Raw genomic sequence first — 24626 nt, forward strand, 5'->3', positions numbered from 1 at the left:
TAAATTAACCCTTACATGATAATACTTTTCAACAAAAAAGCCAACCCTTTCAGGCTGGCTTTTTTGTTTTATATATCTAAAAATTACATTTTCACCACTTTAACAGTCGCAGCATCTAAATGATCTGCCTTAAGTTTTAAAAAATAAAGTCCGGTATTGAAATTGTTTAGATCTAATGAAAATTCATTAGTATTGCTGAATTGGTAAGTTGCCACTACCTTTCCGGTGATAGACACCAATTGTGCATCCACAGTTTGATACACACCATTCAAAGTCACATTTACATTTCCAGAAGTTGGGTTAGGGTATAATTTAAGATTGTTGGCAAACAACATATCTTCCACTCCCAATGAAGACACCTCTACACATTCCGAAGTCGTGGTACAACCATCCAGCGTAACCTCTACAGCATAGTTACCAGTGACATCTGGCGTAAACGTTTGACCAGTCTCCCCATCTATTGCAGCACTACCATTATTACAGTCTACCCATTGGTAAGTCGCTCCAGTTTGTGCCGCCGTAAGCGTGTTCTCAGACAAGGACACCATTCCATGACCTTCAACCCAATTGGAAGTCTCTCCACTATAGGCAAAACCATTTAAGGTACCATCATTACTTCCTGCGGAATCCGTAACAGAAGTCAGTCCTGCATTATCAGCTCCCGCTACCCCTTCGTTCAACTTATAGTAAGCCACCAATCCAGTGGTACTTTCGCAAAGCTCAGTATACATAGTAGCCTGAATCTCTTCTTCGGTTCTAGCGATGTCCCAAATTCTAACTTCATCCATATCCCCGCCAAAAAACATGTCATTAGTAACCGCTGCGGCAACACGGTTTCCAATTAGGACATCTTCATTCCCAGAAGGCGTATTAACATTTGACAAATTACCCGATATTGCTTCCTCCCCATTGATATATAGATACCCTGTACCATTGTTCAAAACAAAAGCCACATGTGTCCATGCATCTAAAGGCACTGTATCGGGATCGGTCCCCAGATTTGCAAATGTACCACCAGACACAAATTTCAAACTATTATCATTCTTTATAAGAAAGGTATTCCTAGACCCAGCGGCATTAGTACCATAATCTAAAATTCCCAAATTGATGGAAGGCCCTGGCGAAGGCACATAAATCCAGGCTTCAAATGTTCTATTGGTAGACCCTAGCACACCCGCAAAGGACGTTTGGATATAATCATTAGAACCGTCAAAATTCAAACCTGTTTGGGCATTGATAGTTAACATAGTTGCTGCAAAAAATGCAGTCAAAATCATTTTTCTGTGTAGTTTTCTTATCATAATTGTTAAATTTAAGTTGCTTTTTAAAATTATCACACACTTTAGGCAACACTAAATTAGAGTCGCCTTTTAACATTAATTTAACCTAAGAAAATCACAACATCCTTACATTCAATTACATAGAAAAATATTAAAAACAAAAAAAGCCAACCCAAAAAGGATTGACTTTTTCATAACATAACACAATTTGCATAAGACTTTAACAGCCTTTTTGCGGCCAAATTTTAAGGCTAACTACTTCCTTAAAATTTGAATTCGTTTAATCAACTAAAAACTTAACTTAATAAAAAAACCTGATGATTTTCAAGAGACTGAAATTCAAAAGAGTAACAGCGTTCTCTAGATCGTCAATTTATTTTATAAAACTACGTTGCAAAGGTAACCAAAGGCCTTTTCCGACCTTTAAAATAAGTGTGCCATTAACACTTGATTAACCTTTGTGAAATTGCTGTTAATTGAAGATTTTCACCAGAAGTTCTTTTAACAAATCTCCTTGAGGAATCGCATTGGCCCCTACCCCTTTGCCCTTGACGTCAAAGTCGCGCAAGGTTTCTACAATGGCACTTACTTTTCTCATAGGGTAATTTCGTGCAGCCGAAATATATTCGTTTACAAAATATGGGTTGATTTTTAAGGCCGAAGCCACATTCCTTGGATTCTTGTCACTAAGCCCGTGAAGTTGTAATAATTGGGAAAAAAAACTGAAAAGAAGTGACACAGTAACAACCATAGGATTATCCTTTGGATTATCGGCAAAATAATTGACAATTTGAAAGGCCTTCAAAGTGTTGCGCTCCCCTATGGCCTTTCTAAGCTCAAAATTATTATAGTCCTTACTAATCCCAATATTTAGCTCTATTTGCTCTGCCGTAATTTCGGTGCCTTTGGGAAGAATAATTTTCAGTTTGTCCAACTCGTTGCTGATCTTGCTCAAATCGGTGCCCAGAAACTCCACCAACATTTGGGCGGCTTTTGGTGTAATACTGTAATTCTGTCCAGAAAGCACCCTTCGGATCCAATCGGCGACTTGGTTTTCATAGAGTTTTTTACTTTCATAAACCACACCGGTCTTTTTGATGCTTTTATAAAGAGCCTTCCGCTTATCGATTTTTTTGTATTTGTAATTGAGCACCAAAACCGTTGAAGGCTGAGGATTATCGGCATAGGCGGCTAACTTTTCTATTTGTCTGGCTAAATCCTGTGCCTCCTTCACAATCACTACTTGACGTTCGGCCATCATTGGGAAACGCTTGGCATTGCTCACAATATCCTCTACATTAATATCTCTCCCATACAGTACCATTTGGTTAAACCCTTTCTCCGCTTCCTCTAGCACATTATCTTCAATATAATCGGATATCTTATCGATATAATAGGGTTCTTCCCCCATTAAAAAATAGATAGGTTTTAAATTTCCGTTCCTAATGTCTGTTACTATCTGTTTAACCTCGTCCAAAAGTGTAAAATTTCAAATCTCCAAACGCCCAGTGAAAAACTAAAGCCTGCATTTGGTATTTATTATATGTAGTGTATTTTTGAAAAAATTCAAGTGGCGCGCATGCAAAACCTAAACTTTCCAAAGTTTTCATTCCGTTTCAAAAGTAGCGAAAATAAAATTTCTATTTTCGATGAGATTCGTAAAAAATTCATCATTCTCCAACCCGAAGAATGGGTGCGTCAACATTGCGTGCATTACTTGATGCAAGTGAAGAACTATCCCAAATCACTTATTAATGTTGAAAAGGAACTGACCGTAAACAACTTGAAGAAACGCTACGATATTGTGGTATTCAATACAGACGGCAGCATTCACTTAATTGTGGAATGCAAAGCCCCTTCTGTACCAATCAGCCAAGCTACTTTCGATCAGATTGCACGTTACAATTTAACCTTGGATGCTTCGTTTTTAATGGTGACCAACGGAATTAATCACTATTATTGTCAAATGGATTTTGAAGCGGAGCGCTATACTTTTTTAAGAGAGCTCCCCTCCTACAATCCAAGTCCATCAACCCCTTGAAACCATTTCTGTGAGCACACGTATAGCCATTGTTATTTTAAACTGGAACGGAAAACAACTTTTGGAAGAATTTCTCCCCTCTGTGGTGTCACACTCCCAAGAAGCCAAAATTTATGTGGCAGACAATGCGTCTACAGATGATTCCGTAACATTTGTAAAAGCTAAGTATCCAGAAATAGCCATCATCCAAAACCATGAAAATGGTGGGTACGCAAAAGGTTATAATGATGCATTGAAACAAGTGGACGCAGATATTTTCTGCCTTATGAACAGTGATATTGAAGTGACCCCAAACTGGCTTCCTCCAATCATCACGGAGTTTGATAATAACCCGAACACCGCCATTGTTCAGCCAAAATTATTAGACTACAAAAGGAAGAACCACTTTGAATACGCTGGGGCTGCCGGAGGTTTTATCGATAAATTTGGATATCCCTTTTGTAGAGGTCGAATTTTTGAAACCCTGGAAACTGATAATGGACAATACGATGACAATGCTAATATATTTTGGGCTTCCGGAGCCTGTTTCTTTATTAGAAAAGATGTTTTCAACACTTTAAATGGTTTTGACGAATCCTTCTTTGCCCATATGGAAGAAATTGACCTTTGTTGGCGCGCCTTCAATTTAGGGTATACCACTAAGTATATAGGTGCTTCCACTGTTTATCATGTGGGAGGCGCCACACTTCAATCCAGCAACCCTAGGAAAACCTATCTTAATTTTAGAAATAGCCTCTACACCCTTACCAAAAATGCCAGCGGACCAATTTTTATATTGGTTTTTACACGTTTGGTTTTAGATGGCATTGCTGCCCTTAAATTTTTGTTTGAGTTAAAGTTCCAACATATCCTTTCCATTTTAAAAGCGCATTTTAGCTACTATGCTCACTTACCGCATTTAATTAAACAACGGAATAAAATTACTCAGCAAAAAAATTACTATAAATACGCTTCCATACTTGTGAGATACTATTTAAAGGGGCAAAAAACATATAAATAATTTCCTACATTAACTTTCATTTAACTCCCAAAATAAAAGTACTTTTTAGTTTCACGGTCCTAAATTTATCAATAAACAACCATGAAAAAACTATTACTTTTAGGCTGCTTTGCAGCATTGGGAACTATGAATTCCATCGGGCAAACCACTTTTGGATGGGAAACTTTAACAGCTGGGGCTAGTACATCAAAATCTGAAACTGTTGATGGAATCACCTTGACAGCAACAACTCCAGGAGGAACCACCAACATGACTATTGCGTCAAACATCTCTTTTCAAGGAGCATCTGGTAAAGCTTTACAATGCCATACCTCCTCTACCATATTTACATTTGATACTCCCGTAAATATTACTTCGATAGTTGTAATGAGTTATATCACCCCCAATGGACTAAACTTTACCCTAACCCCTGAAGGAGGTGATAATGAAGTGGAAACTGTAGAAACATCAAACTTTTCGGCCACCGCAGAACTTAATTGGGAAAACGTGACATCCTTTACGGTAACTTCACCAATAACCACTGCTCTGTTCGATAACTTAATTGTAGAAAATGCTACTTTAAGCACTTCTGAAATATCAATGGAAGAAATATCAATTTACCCAAACCCAACATCTTCTATTTTATACATAAAAGGTGTAACTGGTATTATTTCTACAGAAGTCTATAATAGTTTAGGGCAATTAATAGTGAGCAATACTGACACAGAAATCAATGTTGAAGACCTTACTGCAGGTGTGTATGTTTTAAAAGTAATCACCGACAAAGGCAACTTCACCAAACAATTTGTAAAGGAATAGCAAATAAAAACACTTTTACAATTAAGGCATACCTAGCAAATAGAGAACTAAAACATAAAATGTTCAACAAAACATTTAAAAAATTAGACGTTATCAAATTTTTTAACGCCATTAACATTAATTTAACTTTCGCAGTCGGTTTTATCTGTAATTTCGATATGTGATTTTAAGTGTGCACAATACATTTAATCGTGTTTTTTGCTCATTAATTTAATAATTAAGGTATTTATGGGTTCTTTATTATTAGAACCATATTTGGGTTAAATCTAGTTACCTTTACCTTTAACAGAAGCAGGGATATGACAAAAGTTTAATCTTAGCAGTAACAACTCAACCAACCTTGCTTTTAGCCAAACCACTTCATATTTTGAAGCTGGTTTGGCTTTTTTTTTGCTCCCATTTTTTGTTTATAAATTTTGTTAAACTTTTTGTTAAGTTATTCCCAAACGAAAATTCTTTTCTATAATTTTGGGACGTTAAATTAATAACGAAATAATCACGGATAATTATGAAAAAACTAATGTTATTGAGTGCTTCAGCAATGTTGCTTTTTGGATCTTGTGTGTCTAAGAAAGAATATGCCGCACTTGAAGCGAAACACAAAGAAACACAGGACTTATTAAATAGCGCTACCGTAAAACTTAACAGCTGTCTTTCAGACAAAGCGGCCGCCACTGCCCGTTTGGAAGGAATGCAAGAACAGCTTGCCGACTTGCGCAGAACTAACCAGGACTTGATTGACACCAAAGGAAACTTAACAACCTTGACTCAAAAAGGCGCAGAAAACCTTGAAAAATCATTGGAGAGCCTTAAGGAAAAAGATTTGAAAATCACTCGTCTTCAGGAAGCTTTAACCAAAAAGGACAGTGTGACTCTTGCCATTGTATCTAGTTTGAAGAAAGAAGTTGGAATCAATGACCCAGACATTGAAATCAATGTTGAAAAAGGTGTTGTGTTTATTTCTATTGCTGATAAGTTGTTATTCCAAAGTGGAAGCTACAATGTAACTTCAAGAGCCAAAGAAGTCTTGGCCAAAGTTGCTAAGGTTATCAACAGCAAGCCTAACTTTGAAGCTATGGTAGAAGCCCATACGGACAATGTACCTTACCAAAGAGGTGTGCTATTAGACAATTGGGATTTAAGTGTAAAACGTGCGACTTCTGTGGTTAGAGTATTGGAAAGCCTTGATGTAAACCCTCAACAGCTTATTGCTGCCGGTCGTGCCGAATTTGTTCCTTTAGCTTCCAACGATACTGCTGAAGACAGATCTAAAAACAGACGTACAAGAATCGTGGTGCTTCCAAAAATCGACCAGTTCTATGACATGATCGAAGAAGAAATGAAAAACCTTTCTAATGAAGGTTAAAAACCTCATAAACCATATCACAAAAGCCCGCCTTTAAGGTGGGCTTTTTTTTGTTAATGTTCTTTTATAACGATGAAAAATTGTATAACTTAAAACTCAGATTAGCAACACTTTACCACTCACCCTTCCTTTTGTGAAGTTTGTCTTACGGGTTATTTATTTTTTATCCATTAAACGATTAAAATTGGTAATTAAAAGAAAAACAGCACGTTATAGTTTTGCTTCTCTTATATTTATATATCCCAAAGCTACCTTTCTTTTTTTTTAAGAACTAGAACTGTAATTGCCTGCTTCTAATTTATTTAACCCATGGAACATGCATTACCTTATCGTTTTAAAAGACGTTCAAAAAACCATTTCGATTGGTTATTAAATGTTATCAAATCTGAAAAATACCATGAAGCCGAATCTATTATTGTAGAACACACCTTTAATAAAATGTCCAGTTCAAGAACAAGCTTCGAGCACAACAGTGTATTTTGAACATTTACAGTTTACGTTTTCTCATAGAAAAGCCCTTTAGTTGTCCGTTAAATTATTAACAGTTCAACCGCTTTGTTGCATCCCAACACAAGCAACTCAAACCAAAGAATGCCTCCTAAAAAATTTCCAAAGAACCTTTGCCCTCACGAACAATTAAAGGCGCTTCTTCCGAAAGATCTATCACCGTGGACGCTTCATTATCTCCATAACCGCCATCGATAACAAGATCCACCAAATTATCCCATTTTTCAAGTATCAATTCCGGATCTGTTGTATATTCCAATATTTCATCCTCATCCCTTATGGATGTAGAAATAATTGGATTGCCTAATTGTTTTACAATTTCTAAGGCAATATTATTGTTTGGCACCCTTATCCCTACGGTTTTCTTTTTCTTAAATACAGAAGGTAGTGTTTTAGCTCCGGGCAGGATAAAGGTGTAAGGCCCCGGCAAAGCTCTTTTTAAAATTTTAAAGGTAGTCGTGTCTATTTGCTTTACATAATCACTCAAATTGCTCAAGTCTTCACAAATAAATGAAAAATTGGCCTTTTCAAGTTTTACATTCTTAATTCTAGCCACCCGCTCCAAAGCCTTGGTATTTTTTATATCGCAGCCCAAGCCATAAACCGTATCCGTTGGGTAAATAATCAAGCCTCCATTCTTAAGGATTTTGACCACTTTGTCAATCTCTCTTGGGTTTGGGTTTTCCTCATAAATTCTGATAAATTGAGCCATTTTAAACGTTTCTTACATCCCCATAAAATTAGTTAAATAATCCCAATAGGCACACCTATAAAATCATCTTTAATAAATTGAAAATCAATAATTTAAAAATTTTAATTATCTTTAATAGCATATTTCCCTCCCAAAACACACAATTGCCTCATTTCATTATTTAATAGCACTTAAAATGAAAGTAACCATTAAATAATTGAAATATGAACTCCAATAATGAAAAAAAAGACACAAAGGTTTATCTCACAGTAGATACAAGTAAAATCAACTTGGGTAATGTAAATTTCACGGCTATATTTTCGGACAACAGAGACGATGTCCAATATCCCGCAGGTGTTCCAAGTAAATTTACTTCCAAAGTTGATAAAAACAAATCTGTTACCTGGGAAGGTCTCCCAAAATATCCGGATTCTGGTGATACTGTCCAAATTATCTTGGTAGCACGAAAGCCAGGAGACAGCGGGGGTGCCAAAATTTTAAAAAAATCTATAATCGAAGTAGATAACCAAGGAAATGTTTCCGGAAAAATACATGATAGCGATATAGAGGGAGAAGAAAACTATTATGTGGTGTTTACCGTCAATAATGATACTTCAAATCCGTATGTCTTAGATCCGAAACTAAAAATGACTAATATTTCTCAATAAAGAAGAAATAACTCGTTTTACTTTTAATATTAAAGTATGTGCTCAAGAATATTCAGGGTGAGTATACTTATTTCATTTTGTTTATCGCTCCCTTTAACCTCTTGCTTTGGCCAAAATCAACGGATCGCAGATAGTTTAATTTTGGTATACAATTCCAATGCAAAATATCAAGACAGCTTAATCCTAATTGATGCCATTGCCAATAACAGCATAAATCCAAATACAAAACTAAAATATTCCAATCTTCTGATTCAGAAAGCTCCAAAAGATTCCTTACAACTTCAGTATTCAGCAAACCTACAAAAAGGCAATGCCCTTAACGACAAAGGAGACTTTCTAGAAGCTTTGCAGTGTTACTTTACAAGTTTGAAATATGCAGAAATAATTAAGAGTGATACTTCTATTGGTGCTGTACAAATTAGTATTGCAGACACCTATTCCAAAGTAAAGGATTCAAGCAATACTTACCAATACTATTTAAAAGGAATTGACAAACTGCGTATCACTAAAGATTCAATAAAATTAGGAAACGCCCTTTATAACCTTGGAGATGAATATTTAAAATCCAATAATCCAACCAAAGCACTTTCCAACACAAAAGAAGCTGGCCATATTTTTGAAAAATTAAATGATGTTAGAGCTTTAGCCTATGTAGAAGGAAATATTGGTAAGATTTATGCTGAAATGAACCAGGATGAACTTGCTTTAGAAAAAATAAATTCAGCAATAAATACCCTCAAGAAATTCCAAGACTATTACGCAATTTCAGAATTTCTTATTTACATAGCAGACATCTATGCAAAAAAAGGTAACATAAAAAAGGCCTTAACCTATGCTAATAAAAGTTTAAACCTAGCTCAAAAATATCATCTCGATGATCAACTAAGTGAAACCTATTTAAAATTATCCAAGCTCTATGAAGCACAAGGAAATTTTGAGGCTTCTTATTCTAATTACAAACAACATATTGCTTATAGAGACAGCATTATAAACCTTGAAACCATCCAAAAAATGGCAAATGAAAGAGCAACTTTTGAAATTTCACAAAGAGATGCCAAAATGGCCATTTTAGAAAAAGAAGCTGAAATTTCCAAACTCAAAGCACGCCGGCAAAGGGCCGCTATTTATGCCACTGCCGCTATTATATTTTTAACTTCCCTTCTAGCTTGGGGACTTTACAGACGTTATAAATTCATCAATAAAACCAAAATCATTATCGAAAATGAAAAGAAACGTTCTGATGATTTACTCAGAAATATCCTTCCTGAACAAACCGCTCAAGAGCTGAAACAACACGGTAAAGTGAAAGCTCAAAAAATCAAGGATGCCACTGTATTGTTTACCGATTTTGTTGGTTTCACAAGGTATTCAGAGCACCTTCCCCCTCAACAGTTGGTAGAAAGCATTGATTACTATTTTTCAAAATTCGATGAAATTATTGGGCGTTACCAATTGGAAAAAATAAAAACCGTTGGAGATGCCTATATGTGCGCTAGCGGCCTGCACAACCATAGTCCCAACCATACGCAAAACACGATTTTGGCGGCCATGGACATCATGGATTTTGTAAATGAGACCAAAACTTCAAATAAGCAGCAAACCTCCAATTTTGATATTCGTATAGGCATCAACACAGGCTCTGTAGTTGCGGGTGTGGTAGGGACAAAGAAATTTGCTTATGACATTTGGGGCGATACCGTGAATGTTGCCTCCAGAATGGAATCTTGCTCCCTTCCTGGAAAAATCAATATCTCCCACAACACTTACAAAATTGTAAAAAACGAATTTGATTGCGAATATCGCGGGAAGGTTGAAGTAAAAAACAGAGGCATCATGAAAATGTATTTTGTTCACACAAAAAAGCAACTACATCACACTTAAACATCCACAAACAATCCAACTACTTAAAGTCATAAACCTAAATTCAAATACATTTAGGCATCAAATCAAGCCAAATACTGTAACATCTCTCCTTTTTTGAAGTCTTAAATGTATGAGAGTATTCTTTTATATTATTAGTCTTGTCTTCACACTTCAATCAGGTTTTGCCAATTACAGGATCAACCAAGTAGCATTTGCCGAAGCCGAAATCCTTAACCAATACACCGCTCGTATTCCCTTCCAACTTATAGACAACCTTATTGTGGTTAAGGCTGAATTGTTAGGTCAAAAAGGAAATTTCATTATCGACACGGGTTCAGAAGCCCTAATACTCAACAACGTACATTTCCCTGCAAAATACGCCCACAACAAAAAAAGACAGAAAATGAGTGGCGTTGTGAGTATTATTGACAACCCATTCGAACGCAAACTCAATTCTTTTGTCATTGAAAACCTAGTGATGGAAAATCAAACCTCAGATGTGATTGACCTATCCCACATTGAAACCTCTAAGAAAATAAAGCTCCTTGGAGTCATAGGCTATAGTATTTTGAAAGATTACGAGGTGTTTGTCGACTTATATCTTAACCAAATCACACTTTCCAAAACTGATAATAATGGCACCAAATTAGATCCTCGTGGCTATTTGGAAAAGATTGTTGACAGCGTTGGATTTCAACTGAAAAACCACACTATTGTTGTAAATGCCTCTATCAATGGACACCCCTTGACATTTGGAGTAGATACGGCTGCAGAAGTGAATCAAATCAACCATAAAGCACCACGAAAAGCCCTAAAGTACTTCCTCCCAAAAGGGCGCATATTGCTTACTGGAGCCAGCAATAGACAAATTGAAGTTTTGGCAGGGAATTTGCACCGTGTAAAACTAAGCAAATCGGTTTACTTGGGACCAATGCAAACCATCCTAACCAATTTGGACAATCTCAATAAAGCCTTCGGCACCAGTTTGGACGGCATTTTGGGGTATGAATTTTTCAAACAAAAACGAACAATTATCAATTATAAAAAAGAAAAACTTTACTTTGTACAATATCCATTACAATTGCATTGAGAAAAATTGTTCATTATATCACGATTGTCCTGCTCATTCTAGTGGGCACAACCACTCTTTGCCAAAATCCAAACATTACAGGATATCGAATTGAAGGAGATGATGTTGTTTTCACTTTCAACAGAAACGATTACAAAACTGTGTCTCCCGATGGTTTTAAACCCAGCATTCCTTTTGAAAATCTCACCATTGACAATGTAGTCGTTTCAGGTCAATTCAACAATTGGTCCATGCATCGTTGGAAAATGAAAAAAGTTGATGAGAACACCTATGAACTTCGCAAAAAACTTAGCGACTTCACCGATGCCTTTTCATGGGAATTCAAATTTGTAATCAATCACGAATATTGGGCAGAACCATCAGAACAAGTAAGCAATACGGTGCAAGCCACCAAAGATGGCCATCATCTAAATGTTCTCAATCTCAACCTTTATACAGGTGCTTATCCTGCCAAAGACGGCAATGTGAGATTTAGACTGAAAGGTTATGAAGACGCCAAAGAAGTGATTTTATCTGGCTCCTTCAACAAATGGAATGAACACACCTTCAAAATGTATAAAATTGAAGGTGGTTGGGAAATTGTCCTTCAGCTAAGACCCAACGAATATCAATACCGCTACATCGTTGATGGCTTTTGGATGGAAGACCCAAGCAATCCTGACAAAGTCCTAAATGAGTTTGGTGAATACAATTCGCACATAAGGGTGAAGGAATACATAACTTTTACCCTTAAGGGATACACCGACGCCGAAAAAGTAATCTTAGCTGGCTCTTTCAACGATTGGAACGAAGAGCAAATAGAAATGACTAAAACAGCAAATGGATGGACCATCACGATCCTTCTTCCAGGAGGAAAGCATCACTACAAATACATCGTAGACGGCGATTGGATTGTAGACCCCGATAATCCCGTCAAGGAATACGACAGTAAAGGCTACATCAACTCCGTCATGATGGTTAAATAACTATCCCAACACTTTCAGCTTAGCAAAACGCAGCAATAGCTTTTTAACCCCGCCTACCTCAAAATTAATTTCTGCTTTGGTATCGGCTCCTTGACCTTCAATTTTCAACACCTCTCCTTTTCCAAATCGCATGTGCTCCACAATATTCCCCACAGTAAGCTCGCCATCAAAAAGATTGGTCACTTCACTCTCTTTAGCTTTGGCCATTGGCTTCAATTTGGCTGGCGGAACAAACTTTGGAGGTGTTTTCTCCATCTTCTTTTTTATTGGAGGCTTTTTAAACCTCACCTTATTTGGAGGTACATCCCCAAAAATATCGGCATCCAACATAGGATTAAAGCGTTGCTCCTGAACAGGCGTAAGAATCTCCAAATATTGATCATCAATTTCCTCGATAAACCTACTTGGTTCTGCATCTATCAATTTCCCCCAGCGATAACGCGAAACGGTATATGTTAAATAAGCTTGTTTTTCGGCTCTGGTCAATGCCACATAAAACAAACGACGTTCTTCTTCCAGATCACTTCTGGAATTAGAGCTCATAGCACTCGGAAACAAATCTTCCTCCATCCCCACAATGTACACATACGGGAATTCAAGTCCTTTCGCCAAGTGAATGGTCATTAAGGCTACTTTATCATCATCCTCATTGTCTTTGTCCATATCGGTAGCCAAAGCCACATCTTCCAAAAACTCCGTTAGGGATCCTGTGGCATCTGCCAACTCTTTTTGACCTTCCACAAAATCCTTAATACCGTTTAAAAGTTCCTCAATGTTTTCCATTTTGGCAACTCCCTCCGGGGTACCATCCTTATTGAACTCTTTAATCAAACCAGATACCTTGGTTATATGCTCTGCAAGCTCAAACGCATTGGCTGTTTGGTTCATTACTTGAAAACTCTCCAGCATTAAAACGAAATCACGCAATTTCCCTTTTGTCCCAGAGTTGATTTTTATATCAACCTTATCCAAATTCTGCATCACCTCAAACATGGAACGCTTATAACCATTGGCAGCTACCAATAGACGATCCACTGTTGTTTGGCCAATACCTCTTGGAGGAAAATTAATAACCCTTTTCAACGCTTCTTCATCTGCTGGATTGATTACCAAACGTAAATAAGAAAGGATATCCTTGATTTCCTTGCGTTGATAGAATGACAGCCCTCCATAGATACGATAAGGAATGTCACGCTTTCTCAAGGCGTCCTCCATTGCTCTGGATTGGGCATTGGTACGGTATAATATGGCAAAATCGCTATTTTTGAGCTGTTCGTTCATTTTGTTTTCAAAAATGGAACTTGCCACATAACGACCTTCGTCACCATCTGTCATTAATCGGTTGACCTTGATTTTTCCTCCTTCATCGTTGGCCGTCCAAACCACCTTATCAAGTTTCGTTTGGTTTTTGTCTATGATGGAATTGGCAGCGTTGACTATATTTTTTGTGGAACGGTAATTCTGTTCCAAACGGAACATTTTCACACCGTCATAATCCTTTTGGAAATTTAGAATGTTATTGATGTTGGCTCCCCTAAAGGCATAGATACTCTGGGCATCATCTCCTACCACACAAATATTTTGGAAACGATCAGACAAGGCTCTTACAATCAAATACTGCGAATGGTTGGTATCTTGGTACTCATCTACCAAAATATAGCGGAATCGATCTTGATACTTAGCCAACACATCTGGAAATCTCGTTAAAAGCTCATTGGTTTTCAACAGCAAATCATCAAAATCCATGGCACCAGCCTTAAAACAGCGCTCTACATAATTCCTGTAAATCTCTCCCAATTTTGGCCTTCTTGCTGCAGCATCAGACTCCATAAGTTCTGGATTATTGAAATATGCCTTAACCGTAATCAAATTGTTTTTATAGGAAGAAATTCTAGAACGAATCTGTTTTGCCTTGTAAACGTCCTTATCAAGTCCCATTTCCCTGATAATGGAACCTATTAGTTTATCAGAATCCTGAGCATCATAAATCGTAAAGTTGCTTGGATAGCCCAATCTATCGGCTTCAAAACGCAAGATTTTAGCAAAAATGGAGTGGAACGTCCCCATCCAAAGGTTTTTAGCTTCGCTTTGCCCTACAATAGTAGCGATACGCTCCTTCATCTCTCGAGCGGCCTTATTGGTAAAAGTTAGCGACAATATATTGAAAGGATCCACCCCTTGGCTCATTAAATAGGCAATCCTATAAGTTAGCACTCGGGTTTTGCCAGATCCCGCTCCAGCAATCACTATCATTGGCCCATCCTTTTGAATGGTTGGGGCTAATTGTGCTTCATTCAGCTGACTTAAATACTTCTCCAAAGTTTCTGATTTTTTTCCGGCGTGAAATTAACCAATGTCTAAGTTTTAGTCGGTCAGATTTATTAATAATTATAAACAATAGCCAATAATTTCTAGGTTTTGTGTTTTCGCTTATGGTTTACCATGGTTTTCAACAAACCTTCTTTGGCATTGATCCATATATAATTGAACACCGATTTGGTTTTATTTCTTTCAACCCCCTCTTTATGGCCCTCCCTAAAATGATCTGGCAACCTATCGCTATCCTTGGCAACCAATGCATTCAACACCCCAGATAGAAATCTATTGGGGGTCGATCCATCTTTTTTTAAAGCCACAATGTGAAAGTCCTCGTATTTGGCACGCATATCTACTTGCGACACATTATTATCCCCACCAATTGTAAAGTACAATTGCTCTATTTCACCTTCAAACTTAACCCTTAAATTGGGTTCGGAAAATTTATTGATGTCATGCACCTTCAACCTATCCACTTCTGCCTGAAACACAAAAGTCCCATATGGGTCATTCACATCAAAATTCCAATCAACCTTTAAAGGAGCATGATCCATAAAATTGGCCTCGATCTTTATCTCTGTTTTTATTGGCGCCTTATAGGTATTGCTCACATTGGCAATCTTAGCATTCAAGTCTGAAAAGGTGATCTCTCCCCCATGATTACCTTGTTTGACCTTTTCGGAATAAGCTACAGAGGCATTTTTAATCAGAAGGGAATCGATATTCAAATCAAAATTCAAATCGCGAAGCATTTCATTGTAAAGCGGTTTTATTTTGGGATCGTCAGCTACCAATTTATCCCTAAAGATATCCACTTGAGGGTTTAAAAGTTCCATCTTGGAACTCATAAAAAACACCCTATCATCATCCGTAAAATCAATATTATAGTTCTCCAGAACTACCGATTCAAACATCACATTGGCAAAATCCCTTTCTATGTCAATATGATTTGAAAGATCATATTTGGAGTATTTGGTATATATCCTGAAGTCATTAAATTTCAAGTTCTCATCCGTCAATTCCGAAGCACCTATAGTCATGTTTTCATAAGGACCAATGCTATAAAAAAGCGAATCAAAACCAACCTGATAGCCACTGTATTCCAAGGGAATCTTTCGTTCCAATACCGCTTCATCGAGAAACACCTTGTCCAAATCAAAATCCAAATTAGCAATATGCAGTACTACGGAATCCGTTTCGGCATTTACAATCCCTACCTCTCCCTTATCTATGTCAAGCTTCTTTAAGTTGAATTTGTACTTAAACTTTTTTGGTGACTTTTGCTCCCCCTTTAAACTATCTTGATTTTGAAAGCTAAAGTAAGTCAGCTGTGGGCGATTCAATTGAATCTGCCCAATATCAATATTATCATTGAACAAATACGACCAATACCCAATATTCTTGATAGAAAGCGATTCCAAATTCACCTTTAGCAGTTGCTCATTAGTGCTTTCATGAAAGCTTTGCAGCTCTACCCCCTCAAGAGTTGCAGCTCCATTCCAAAGATTCAAATCCAAATTGGAGTACTTTAACTTCAGAGTTTCCGGCAATGAAGTAGAAAGATAGTTCTCCACCTTGATTTTAACCACCGAATTAGCCACACTTACTCCAAAAACAACCAATACAACTACAGCCAAAAGAACTATTAGTTTGATTTTCTTACGTTTACCCATATGTTAAAGATATCATTTTAGTACCATATTTTTTAAATATCTTTACAAAAAACCCTTTATGAACATTCTGTTATTTGCCCTAACCGACATTCACTGGTGGATGTGGATACTTATCATATTGCTTCTTGTTGCCATCAGGGATATTTTCATTCAAAAAAAACATACTATTAGTCACAACTTCCCCATAGTAGGCCATTTAAGATACCTTTTGGAAAGCATTGGGCCAGAAATGCGCCAATATTTTGTGGCCAACAACAGAGAAGAACTTCCTTTTAACAGAATTGAAAGAAGCTGGATCTATGCATCTGCCAAAAAAGAAAACAACTACGAAGGCTTTGGAACCGATAGGGATATTTATGCCCACCAACACATATTCATCAACAACGCAATGATTCCTTTTAAAATTGAAAAGGAGCACCCAAATGCCATAGATAAAAACTTTCTGCCCTGCGCCAAAGTGATGGGGGCTTACAACAAACGCAAAAAACCATATCGTCCTGCCTCTGTGATCAATGTTTCCGCTATGAGTTTTGGCTCCCTTTCGGCAAGAGCCATAGAATCCCTCAACAAAGGAGTGCACATCGCTGGCGCTTACCACAACACTGGAGAAGGCGGCTTGTCTCCATACCATTGTCAAGGTGGCGATGTTATTTTTCATTTTGGAACTGGCTACTTTGGTGTTCGTGATAAGGAAGGAAATTTTTCCCTGAAAAAACTTGTAAAATTGGCCAACGACAATCCACACATTAAAGCTATTGAAATCAAGCTGTCGCAAGGAGCCAAACCAGGAAAGGGCGGTGTTTTGCCAGCCGCTAAAATATCCAAGGAAATATCAGAAATACGACATGTAGAAATGGGCAAGGACGTCCTATCACCGCCTAATCATTCCGCATTTTCCAACACCGCAGAACTGTATGATTTCATTGAAACCATTGCGGAAGCCACGGGTCTCCCTGTTGGCATTAAAGCCGCCATTGGAAAATTAGAACAATGGGAAGAGTTGGCAGAACTTATGATAGAGAAAGGCAATGGTCCTGACTTTATCACTGTAGATGGCGGTGAAGGTGGCACGGGAGCAGCTCCTCCTAGTTTTGCGGACCACGTTTCGTTACCTTGGGTATATGGTTTCAGCGATTTGTACAAGCTCTTTAAAAAGAAAGGACTTACAGACCGCATTGTATTTATTGGAAGCGGCAAATTAGGCTTCCCTGCCAAAGCCGCCATGGCCTTTGCAATGGGTGCCGATTGTATAAATGTTGCCAGAGAAGCCATGATGAGCATTGGTTGTATTCAGGCGCAAATTTGCCATACCAACCGATGTCCAAGCGGTGTGGCCACGCAAAACAAATGGCTCCAAAACGGTATAAACGTCCCATTAAAATCGGAGCGATTGGGGCAGTACTTTAAAACCTTTAGAAAGGAATTCATTGAAATCACCCATGCAGCTGGCTACGAACATCCCTGCCAATTTAAAATGAGTGATGTAGATGTAAATATAGATGACCGCAACCTTTCGGAAGAATTGAAATACACCTATCATTACGAAAAAACTCCCGTGCCATTTAAAAGTATGCAAGATTTAAAAGATTGCCTATATTTGGGCGGACAATACCATAATAAATAACCCTAATTCGCTATAAACATGGATTCCGAAAGAATTATCGACTTACTACTATTTACTATACCTGCATTGTTTACTGGACTTATTGCCTATTACTTTTTTAAGGAGCATACCAAAAATGAAGATGGTAGAAGGCGCTTTTTATTGCACAAAGATATTCAGGTGAACACACTTCCAATTCGTTTGCAAGCCTATGAGCGTATGGCCCTGTTTTTAGAGCGAATCAGCCCATCCAAATTACTTATTAGAGTTCAACCTACTTCTTCTAATAAAGAAAGCTACGAATCTTTGCTTATTGCCACAATTGAGCAAGAATTTGAACACAACATTTCACAGCAAATCTATATTAGTGACGAATGTTGGAACATCATTGGAGCCGCCAAAAACTCAACTATTCAATTGATTAGAAAAGCTAGTATGTTGGAAAAAACAGACACTGCCAACAAATTAAGAGAAGTGGTTTTAACGGAAATGATGGACCATCGGGCACCAAGTGACGCTGCCTTGTCTTTCATTAAGCATGAGGTAGGCGAATTGTGGTGATTCCACCTTTAAAGATCTTTTAAAACAGAATCCGCACCGTGCTTCTTGGCTGCATGCTCATACCCTTGCTGCCACCATTTCACCATTAATTTTCTACTGAAAATCAAAGAGTTTTCGGTTAAGTCCGTTGGTGTATAATAGAGATTGAGTTTCACATTGTTATTTTTGGCCGCCAATTTCCCGATAAGAATGTCATGGCTTTCCAGCTGATCCATTAAATGCCCAAACAAACTGATCATCAACGAGAAGGGGTTTTTACCCAACACTTTTTTTCCCTCCAGTTTTTCAGACTTTAAAATCACGACATCAATCTCGGTAGCGCCGCGCTGAATCGCTTCCCTAATTGGTACTACGCAGCCCAGACCTCCATCGGCATATTCATTACCATTAATCTCCGTAAGGGACATAAAAGGGATATAGTTGCAGGAAATCCAAATCCAATGGCAAAATTCCTCGTAACTAAAATCCTTAATAGATTTATATTCCACTGAATTAGCAGACAAATTAGACACGGTAACCACCACGTCTTCCTTGGTAGCCAATATTTGAAGGTATTCTTCTTTGGTGAAATTCTTTCTAATAAGGCGCTTCAAGGATTTACTCTCTCCGAAGGTCCGTTTCATTTTGATAAATTGCCATAAAGAATTGACAAAATCTATCGAAACAAACTCCCTATCCCCTTTTTTTCGCTGCACAAAAGGGCTAATACTGAAAATATCATGCTGCTGTACATTGGTAAAAACGTTGTACAATTTCCCAATTTTATTCACTGCTAAATGAGGAACCAACAAACTCCCAGTAGAGGTCCCAAGATACATATCGTAGTCCCTACCAAGTTCTTCAATAAGATATTGTGCAACTCCACCAGCAAAAGCACCTTTGCTCCCGCCGCCAGATATAACCAATGCGCGCATGTAATTTTTGTATTAAGTTAAGTTATGGTTTCCCAATTTACAAAAATTCGGGTTTTATGTTTCATGGATAACAATTATATTCGTCTTCATGAATACCAAGTTGCAAACTCCCATAGACTACCTAAAAGGCGTCGGCCCCAACCGTGCCGATTTATTGCGAAAAGAGCTTGGCATTCACACCTATCAGGATTTGCTGAACCTGTTTCCCAATCGTTACATCGACCGCACACGCTATTACAAAATCAATCAGCTGCAACAAAATTCCTCCGAAGTACAGGTAGTTGGACGAATTACTGGTGTTAAGGAAGTCTCCCAAAAACGAGGTAAGCGCTTGGTAGCCACCTTTAGGGACGATACCGGAGCTATGGAATTGGTTTGGTTTAGGGGGCAGAAATGGATTAGAGATAGCATCAAGCCCAATAAAGACTACGTCATATTTGGGAAGACCAATTGGTACAACGGTACATTTAGCATGCCGCATCCAGAAATGGAACTTTTGAGTGACCACAAAAACAACCTTCGCTCGGCCATGCAGGCAGTTTATCCTTCTACGGAAAAGCTTTCCACCAAAGGTATCACCAATAGGGTCATGACGAAAATCATGCAAGAGCTGTTCATGGAAACTCAAGGCAGATTTGCCGAAACGCTCTCAAATCCCATCCTTACAAATTTGCAACTGGTTTCAAAAAGAGAAGCCCTTTTCAATATCCATTTTCCCAAAAGTCAAGAGCTCTTGGCTAAGGCACAATACCGATTAAAATTTGAAGAACTTTTCTATATACAGTTGCAATTGGTCATCAAAAATTTGATGAATAAAACCAAGATAAAAGGCCTTCCTTTTGAGAATGTAGGACCGCTTTTCAACTCCTTTTTCAAGGAACATTTACCCTTTGATTTGACCAATGCCCAAAAGCGCGTAATCAAGGAAATTCGTCAGGACTTGGGAAGCAATGCACAGATGAACAGATTGCTCCAAGGAGACGTTGGATCTGGTAAAACCATCGTCGCTTTAATGTCCATGCTCATTGCTTTAGACAATGGTTTCCAAGCATGCCTTATGGCGCCGACTGAAATTTTGTCAGTCCAGCACTTCAATGGTTTAACCGAACTATGTAAAAACCTGAATATCAACATAAAAATATTAACAGGCTCAACTAATACTTCAGAACGAAAAGAGATTCATAAAGCCCTAGAAAGTGGCGAATTACAAATTTTAATTGGCACGCACGCCCTCCTTGAGGACAAGGTAAAATTCAAAAATTTAGGCCTGGCAATCATCGATGAGCAGCACCGTTTTGGAGTAGCGCAACGCAGTAAATTGTGGCGAAAAAATTCTACCCCTCCACACATTTTAGTCATGACGGCAACACCAATCCCCAGAACTTTGGCCATGTCTGTTTATGGTGATTTGGACGTTTCCGTTATCGACGAATTGCCACCCGGAAGAAAGGAAATAAAAACCGTGCATCGCTACGATAAAAACCGTTTGAACGTTTTTAAATTCATAAGGGACGAAATCCATAAAGGACGTCAGATTTACATCGTGTATCCCCTCATCCAGGAAAGCGCCGCCATGGACTACAAAGACCTTATGGATGGGTATGAAAGTATCGCTAGGGACTTCCCTGCTCCACAATTTCAAATTTCCATCGTCCACGGTAAAATGAAACCTGCAGACAAAGATTACGAGATGCAACGCTTCATTAAAGGTGAAACCCAAATCATGGTGGCAACAACCGTGATAGAAGTTGGCGTTAACGTGCCCAATGCTTCCGTGATGATTATAGAAAGTGCCGAGCGCTTTGGACTTTCGCAATTACACCAGCTGAGGGGACGCGTAGGTCGAGGTGCCGAACAAAGCTATTGTATTTTAATGACCAGCCACAAACTTAGCGAGGATAGCAAAGTGCGCTTGGAAACCATGACCAGAACCAATGATGGTTTCGAGATTGCTGAAGTAGACCTGAAATTGAGAGGGCCTGGCGATATCATGGGAACACAACAAAGTGGTGTTCTCAACCTAAAAATAGCAGACATTATTAAGGACAGTACCATTCTTCAACACGCCAGATATATGGCCAAGGAACTTTTAAAGAAGGATCCTTCCTTAAAACAAGAAGAAAACCAAGTCATTCTCCACACTTATCAGCTACTAAGCAAGTACAAAAACATTTGGAATTACATCAGTTAGGGCCATAAAAAACCCAACCTTTCGGTTGGGCCTAAAACATAACTGTACGTTTTATGATCGATTGATTGATGTTTGCAAATCATAAGGCACCAAGTTCAAAATAAACTCGTTATGACGTACCTTAACAATAGGTATTGGTTTTAAGGAAAGTGCACAAGTATCTATAACACTACTCATTTGAACAACTGAATCCTGTTGACTTTTCTGGGGAAGGTTTGATGGGACATGAAACTCTAAAATGGATACAAATAAAAAAACGAATAAAGCGGAGGCTCCCTGCAAGACGTCTAGTTGCTTCATAATAAATTGATTTCAAATTGATTACCTTAAAATTAATCGCAATTACAGCTCACACCTGTTAGAGCTATGTTAAAAGCTTTTGGTGCGTTGTTAATTAACTATTCCTTAAGTAATTGATAAAGGTTTATTAAAACAATTGCCTTTATCCCCACAAAAAAGTACATTCGCAAACATTTACTGTTTAGTGCTTTTTAGCATCAAATTTCAAAACTTACAATTCATTTCGCATGAAACATATTTTAGCGCTTGTTTTATCCATTTTCATTACCTCAATTAGTATTGCACAAACTGGCAATCAGTCTCCGCTAAGCATTAAAACCATTATGCAGGGCGATAATTTTGTTGGCCATTTGCCTTCAAATGCTCACTGGTCCGCCGATGGTAAAACCATTTATTTCAGTTGGAATCCAGAAGGGGCTTTCAGCGATTCCCTTTATGCTTACACACTTTCCAATGGAAACACTAAAAAAGTTGACTTTGATACGTCGTACAACCTGCCACAGCCAAGTGGAAATAACAATATCACCAACAAATCTAGCTATGTTGACCCTTATGACCACATCACTTACAACAGCGCTAGATCAAAGAGCATTTACACAAAGCATGGCGACATATACTTAGTTAACCAAAAGGACTATTCGGTGACACAAATCACCAACACCTTAGACTCCGAAAGTAACATTCAATTTACAGCAAACGATTCCAAAATAGCTTATGTAAAGAATGGTAATCTATTCACTTGGTCTTTGGAAACGGGAATCACCGAACAGATTACTGATTTCACAAATAAGAAAAATAGCACTTCTGAACGAAGCGAGCAAGACGAATGGCTTCACCAAGACCAATTGGAAATTTTTGAAGTACTTAGCGAGCGTAAGGCTAAAAATGACGCCAAAGAGGCTCTCAACAAAAGAAATCTCAACAAAAGACCTCTTGAAATCTATACCGAAGGGAAAATTGTGACCAACATAAAAATTAGCCCGAATGGCAAATTTGTAACCTACGAATTGTATCAATCTACTAAAGAAGCAAATGGCACCATTGTGCCTCATTACGTTACGGAGTCAGGCTACACCGAAGACCAACACACACGCACCAAAGTTGGTAGCGAACAAGGCACCTATGAAATGTTCATTTACAACATAGAAGCAAGAACTTCTTATCCTGTTGTTTTGGATAATTTGGAAGGACTAGACGATATCCCTGAATACACAAAGGACTACCCTGACAAAGCATACAAAAACGACAACAGAATTTCTTATGTAACGGGACCAAACTGGAGTGAAGACAGCAAATATGCGGTATTGGACATTAATAGTAATGATTTTAAAGACCGTTGGATTGTATCCCTAAACTATGAAGATGGCTCTGTTAAAAATTTAGTAAGACAACGTGACGAAGCTTGGGTGGACGGCCCTGGCATCAGCAGTTTTGGAGGCAGCGCCCTTGGGTGGTTGCCAGACAACGAAACCATTTGGTACATGTCTGAAGCCACTGGGTTTACTCATTTAAACACTACCAACATCAATTCAAGCAAAACTAAAGCACTGACTGAAGGAAATTTTGAAGTGTATGACGTCTACCTTTCAAAAGACAAAAAGCACTGGTACTTTACCTCCAACAAAACCCATTCGGGAGATCGTCAATTTTATAGCATGCCACTTAATGGAGGTAAATTCACCCAATTAACAAGCATGACGGGTAATAACGATGTGGTATTATCTCCAAACGAAGAATATTTGGCCATTTTGCACTCCTATTCCAACAAACCAACAGAGCTTTACCTACAGAAAAATCCTCTGTTCGGAAAATCGTCTGAGGAACCAAAGCAAATCACGCATTCCACAACGGAAGGATTTGAAGCTTACCCTTGGAGAGACCCAGAACTTATCACTTTTAAGGCTGAAGACGGTGCCACAGTACAAGCTAGACTTTACCAACCTTCCGCAGCTACCAAAAACAATGCCGCCATCGTGTTTGTTCACGGTGCTGGATACTTACAAAATGCCCATTCTTGGTGGAGTGTTTATTTTAGAGAATATATGTTCCATAATATTTTAGCGGATAACGGCTATACGGTTTTGGATATCGATTATAGAGGAAGTGCCGGTTACGGCAGAGATTGCCGTACGGGGATTTACAGACATATGGGAGGCAAAGATCTTTCAGACCAAGTGGATGGTGTACAATATTTAATCAACAACTACGGTATTGACAAAGACAAAGTAGGTATTTATGGAGGCTCTTATGGTGGATTTATCACCCTCATGGGCATGTTCAACGAAGCCGACACCTTCAAGGCCGGAGCGGCCATTCGATCTGTTGGCGATTGGGCAGCCTACAACCACGGGTATACGGCCCGAATTCTTAACACCCCAGTTACCGATAGTTTGGCTTACAGAAGAAGCTCCCCTATCTATTTTGCTGATGGCCTTAAAGGAGATTTACTGATTTTACACGGAATGGTAGACGACAATGTTCATTTCCAGGATATGGTCCGTCTTAACCAGCGCTTGATAGAATTGGAAAAACACAATTGGGAAATGGTCCTTTATCCATTGGAAAGACACGGCTTTGTAGAACCAAGCAGCTGGACCGATGAATACACCCGAATTTTCAACCTTTTCCAAGAAAGTTTATTGGACGGCAACAACACCCAAAAAGACTAGCAACTTTAAGTCATAATTTTAGTTGCAAATATTTATCTTTGTGGCCTAAATAAGACCTGTTAGAGTTGCATTTTTTCGCAATTTTGGCAATCTGAAAAACGAAAAAAATTGTAGGTTTGCGCCTTTATTA

The 24626-nt window shown here is 38.2% G+C and carries 20 protein-coding genes; 13 read left to right on the top strand and 7 right to left on the bottom strand.

Annotated features, from left to right (window positions below):
- Nucleotides 1-83: 83 nt before the first annotated feature.
- Both ZA05_RS08330 and holA read right to left on the bottom strand, forming a co-directional pair.
- On the bottom strand, nucleotides 84-1301 hold the full coding sequence (locus ZA05_RS08330; RefSeq protein WP_053991239.1) for a LamG-like jellyroll fold domain-containing protein: 1218 nt from the start codon (nucleotides 1299-1301) through the stop codon (nucleotides 84-86).
- Between the two features lie 451 nt (nucleotides 1302-1752).
- On the bottom strand, nucleotides 1753-2757 hold the full coding sequence (gene holA / locus ZA05_RS08335; RefSeq protein ID WP_053991240.1) for a DNA polymerase III subunit delta: 1005 nt from the start codon (nucleotides 2755-2757) through the stop codon (nucleotides 1753-1755).
- Nucleotides 2758-2859: 102 nt separating this feature from the next.
- Between holA and ZA05_RS08340 the strand changes: the two genes are divergently transcribed.
- The 5 genes from ZA05_RS08340 to ZA05_RS18205 all read left to right on the top strand — a co-directional run bounded on the left by ZA05_RS08340 (nucleotide 2860) and on the right by ZA05_RS18205 (nucleotide 6968).
- On the top strand, nucleotides 2860-3321 hold the full coding sequence (locus tag ZA05_RS08340) for a type I restriction enzyme HsdR N-terminal domain-containing protein (RefSeq protein ID WP_053991241.1): 462 nt from the start codon (nucleotides 2860-2862) through the stop codon (nucleotides 3319-3321).
- A 10-nt stretch (nucleotides 3322-3331) separates the two neighbouring features.
- The gene (locus ZA05_RS08345) at nucleotides 3332-4321 is read left to right on the top strand and encodes a glycosyltransferase family 2 protein (RefSeq protein ID WP_053991242.1); all 990 of its coding nucleotides are present in this window, start codon (nucleotides 3332-3334) and stop codon (nucleotides 4319-4321) included.
- Between the two features lie 81 nt (nucleotides 4322-4402).
- Nucleotides 4403-5119, top strand: a complete 717-nt coding sequence (locus ZA05_RS08350; RefSeq protein WP_053991243.1) for a T9SS type A sorting domain-containing protein — start codon at nucleotides 4403-4405, stop codon at nucleotides 5117-5119.
- Between the two features lie 508 nt (nucleotides 5120-5627).
- The gene (locus ZA05_RS08355; RefSeq protein ID WP_053991244.1) at nucleotides 5628-6485 is read left to right on the top strand and encodes an OmpA family protein; all 858 of its coding nucleotides are present in this window, start codon (nucleotides 5628-5630) and stop codon (nucleotides 6483-6485) included.
- Nucleotides 6486-6794: 309 nt separating this feature from the next.
- The gene (locus ZA05_RS18205) at nucleotides 6795-6968 is read left to right on the top strand and encodes a hypothetical protein (RefSeq protein WP_157514621.1); all 174 of its coding nucleotides are present in this window, start codon (nucleotides 6795-6797) and stop codon (nucleotides 6966-6968) included.
- A 115-nt stretch (nucleotides 6969-7083) separates the two neighbouring features.
- On the opposite strand, the gene ZA05_RS08360 is transcribed toward ZA05_RS18205, so the two are convergent.
- Entirely contained in the window at nucleotides 7084-7704 is a 621-nt protein-coding gene (locus tag ZA05_RS08360; RefSeq protein ID WP_053991245.1) for an L-threonylcarbamoyladenylate synthase, read from the bottom strand.
- Nucleotides 7705-7907: 203 nt separating this feature from the next.
- Between ZA05_RS08360 and ZA05_RS08365 the strand changes: the two genes are divergently transcribed.
- From ZA05_RS08365 to ZA05_RS08380, 4 genes are all read left to right on the top strand, one after another.
- Nucleotides 7908-8351: a hypothetical protein gene (locus ZA05_RS08365; RefSeq protein ID WP_053991246.1), complete on the top strand. Its 444-nt coding sequence runs from the start codon at nucleotides 7908-7910 to the stop codon at nucleotides 8349-8351.
- 141 nt (nucleotides 8352-8492) lie between these two features.
- The gene (locus ZA05_RS08370; protein ID WP_197276069.1) at nucleotides 8493-10232 is read left to right on the top strand and encodes an adenylate/guanylate cyclase domain-containing protein; all 1740 of its coding nucleotides are present in this window, start codon (nucleotides 8493-8495) and stop codon (nucleotides 10230-10232) included.
- Between the two features lie 112 nt (nucleotides 10233-10344).
- The gene (locus ZA05_RS08375) at nucleotides 10345-11304 is read left to right on the top strand and encodes a retropepsin-like domain-containing protein (protein WP_053991248.1); all 960 of its coding nucleotides are present in this window, start codon (nucleotides 10345-10347) and stop codon (nucleotides 11302-11304) included.
- On the top strand, nucleotides 11301-12269 hold the full coding sequence (locus ZA05_RS08380; RefSeq protein ID WP_053991249.1) for a hypothetical protein: 969 nt from the start codon (nucleotides 11301-11303) through the stop codon (nucleotides 12267-12269). The genes ZA05_RS08375 and ZA05_RS08380 overlap by 4 nt, the downstream gene beginning before the upstream one ends.
- Here the strand turns inward: ZA05_RS08380 and ZA05_RS08385 are convergent, their stop codons facing one another.
- Complete coding sequence (locus ZA05_RS08385) at nucleotides 12270-14588, bottom strand: ATP-dependent helicase (RefSeq protein ID WP_053991250.1); 2319 nt, start codon at nucleotides 14586-14588, stop codon at nucleotides 12270-12272. It lies immediately after the preceding gene.
- Between the two features lie 92 nt (nucleotides 14589-14680).
- Nucleotides 14681-16258: a hypothetical protein gene (locus ZA05_RS08390; RefSeq protein ID WP_053991251.1), complete on the bottom strand. Its 1578-nt coding sequence runs from the start codon at nucleotides 16256-16258 to the stop codon at nucleotides 14681-14683.
- Nucleotides 16259-16316: 58 nt separating this feature from the next.
- Here ZA05_RS08390 and ZA05_RS08395 point away from each other — a divergent pair, with 58 nt between their 5' ends.
- Together ZA05_RS08395 and ZA05_RS08400 are read left to right on the top strand one after the other, a co-directional pair.
- On the top strand, nucleotides 16317-17882 hold the full coding sequence (locus tag ZA05_RS08395; RefSeq protein WP_053991252.1) for an FMN-binding glutamate synthase family protein: 1566 nt from the start codon (nucleotides 16317-16319) through the stop codon (nucleotides 17880-17882).
- Between the two features lie 18 nt (nucleotides 17883-17900).
- Nucleotides 17901-18422: a hypothetical protein gene (locus tag ZA05_RS08400; RefSeq protein WP_053991253.1), complete on the top strand. Its 522-nt coding sequence runs from the start codon at nucleotides 17901-17903 to the stop codon at nucleotides 18420-18422.
- Nucleotides 18423-18430: 8 nt separating this feature from the next.
- Here ZA05_RS08400 and ZA05_RS08405 read toward each other — a convergent pair whose 3' ends face one another.
- Entirely contained in the window at nucleotides 18431-19336 is a 906-nt protein-coding gene (locus tag ZA05_RS08405) for a patatin family protein (protein ID WP_053991254.1), read from the bottom strand.
- A gap of 88 nt (nucleotides 19337-19424) precedes the next feature.
- On the opposite strand from ZA05_RS08405, the gene recG reads away from it, so the two are divergent.
- The gene (gene recG, locus ZA05_RS08410; protein WP_053991255.1) at nucleotides 19425-21527 is read left to right on the top strand and encodes an ATP-dependent DNA helicase RecG; all 2103 of its coding nucleotides are present in this window, start codon (nucleotides 19425-19427) and stop codon (nucleotides 21525-21527) included.
- A gap of 51 nt (nucleotides 21528-21578) precedes the next feature.
- Here recG and ZA05_RS08415 read toward each other — a convergent pair whose 3' ends face one another.
- The gene (locus ZA05_RS08415; RefSeq protein WP_053991256.1) at nucleotides 21579-21827 is read right to left on the bottom strand and encodes a hypothetical protein; all 249 of its coding nucleotides are present in this window, start codon (nucleotides 21825-21827) and stop codon (nucleotides 21579-21581) included.
- A gap of 227 nt (nucleotides 21828-22054) precedes the next feature.
- On the opposite strand from ZA05_RS08415, the gene ZA05_RS08420 reads away from it, so the two are divergent.
- A complete protein-coding gene (locus ZA05_RS08420; RefSeq protein WP_053991257.1) occupies nucleotides 22055-24496 on the top strand; it encodes a prolyl oligopeptidase family serine peptidase in 2442 nt (813 codons plus the stop codon).
- The last annotated feature ends 130 nt before the right edge of the window (nucleotides 24497-24626 follow it).

Source organism: Mangrovimonas sp. TPBH4 (assembly GCF_001280505.1).
In the GTDB taxonomy this organism is placed as follows: Bacteria; Bacteroidota; Bacteroidia; order Flavobacteriales; family Flavobacteriaceae; genus Mangrovimonas_A.

Coding starts and splice junctions, on each gene's coding strand:
- ZA05_RS08330 (WP_053991239.1), bottom strand. CDS start 1,301: ATGATAAGAAAACTACACAGAAAAATGATTTTGACTGCATTTTTTGCA.
- ZA05_RS08340 (WP_053991241.1), top strand. CDS start 2,860: ATGCAAAACCTAAACTTTCCAAAGTTTTCATTCCGTTTCAAAAGTAGC.
- ZA05_RS08350 (WP_053991243.1), top strand. CDS start 4,403: ATGAAAAAACTATTACTTTTAGGCTGCTTTGCAGCATTGGGAACTATG.
- ZA05_RS08355 (WP_053991244.1), top strand. CDS start 5,628: ATGAAAAAACTAATGTTATTGAGTGCTTCAGCAATGTTGCTTTTTGGA.
- ZA05_RS18205 (WP_157514621.1), top strand. CDS start 6,795: ATGGAACATGCATTACCTTATCGTTTTAAAAGACGTTCAAAAAACCAT.
- ZA05_RS08360 (WP_053991245.1), bottom strand. CDS start 7,704: ATGGCTCAATTTATCAGAATTTATGAGGAAAACCCAAACCCAAGAGAG.
- ZA05_RS08365 (WP_053991246.1), top strand. CDS start 7,908: ATGAACTCCAATAATGAAAAAAAAGACACAAAGGTTTATCTCACAGTA.
- ZA05_RS08375 (WP_053991248.1), top strand. CDS start 10,345: ATGAGAGTATTCTTTTATATTATTAGTCTTGTCTTCACACTTCAATCA.
- ZA05_RS08390 (WP_053991251.1), bottom strand. CDS start 16,258: ATGGGTAAACGTAAGAAAATCAAACTAATAGTTCTTTTGGCTGTAGTT.
- ZA05_RS08395 (WP_053991252.1), top strand. CDS start 16,317: ATGAACATTCTGTTATTTGCCCTAACCGACATTCACTGGTGGATGTGG.
- ZA05_RS08400 (WP_053991253.1), top strand. CDS start 17,901: ATGGATTCCGAAAGAATTATCGACTTACTACTATTTACTATACCTGCA.
- ZA05_RS08405 (WP_053991254.1), bottom strand. CDS start 19,336: ATGCGCGCATTGGTTATATCTGGCGGCGGGAGCAAAGGTGCTTTTGCT.
- recG (WP_053991255.1), top strand. CDS start 19,425: ATGAATACCAAGTTGCAAACTCCCATAGACTACCTAAAAGGCGTCGGC.
- ZA05_RS08415 (WP_053991256.1), bottom strand. CDS start 21,827: ATGAAGCAACTAGACGTCTTGCAGGGAGCCTCCGCTTTATTCGTTTTT.
- ZA05_RS08420 (WP_053991257.1), top strand. CDS start 22,055: ATGAAACATATTTTAGCGCTTGTTTTATCCATTTTCATTACCTCAATT.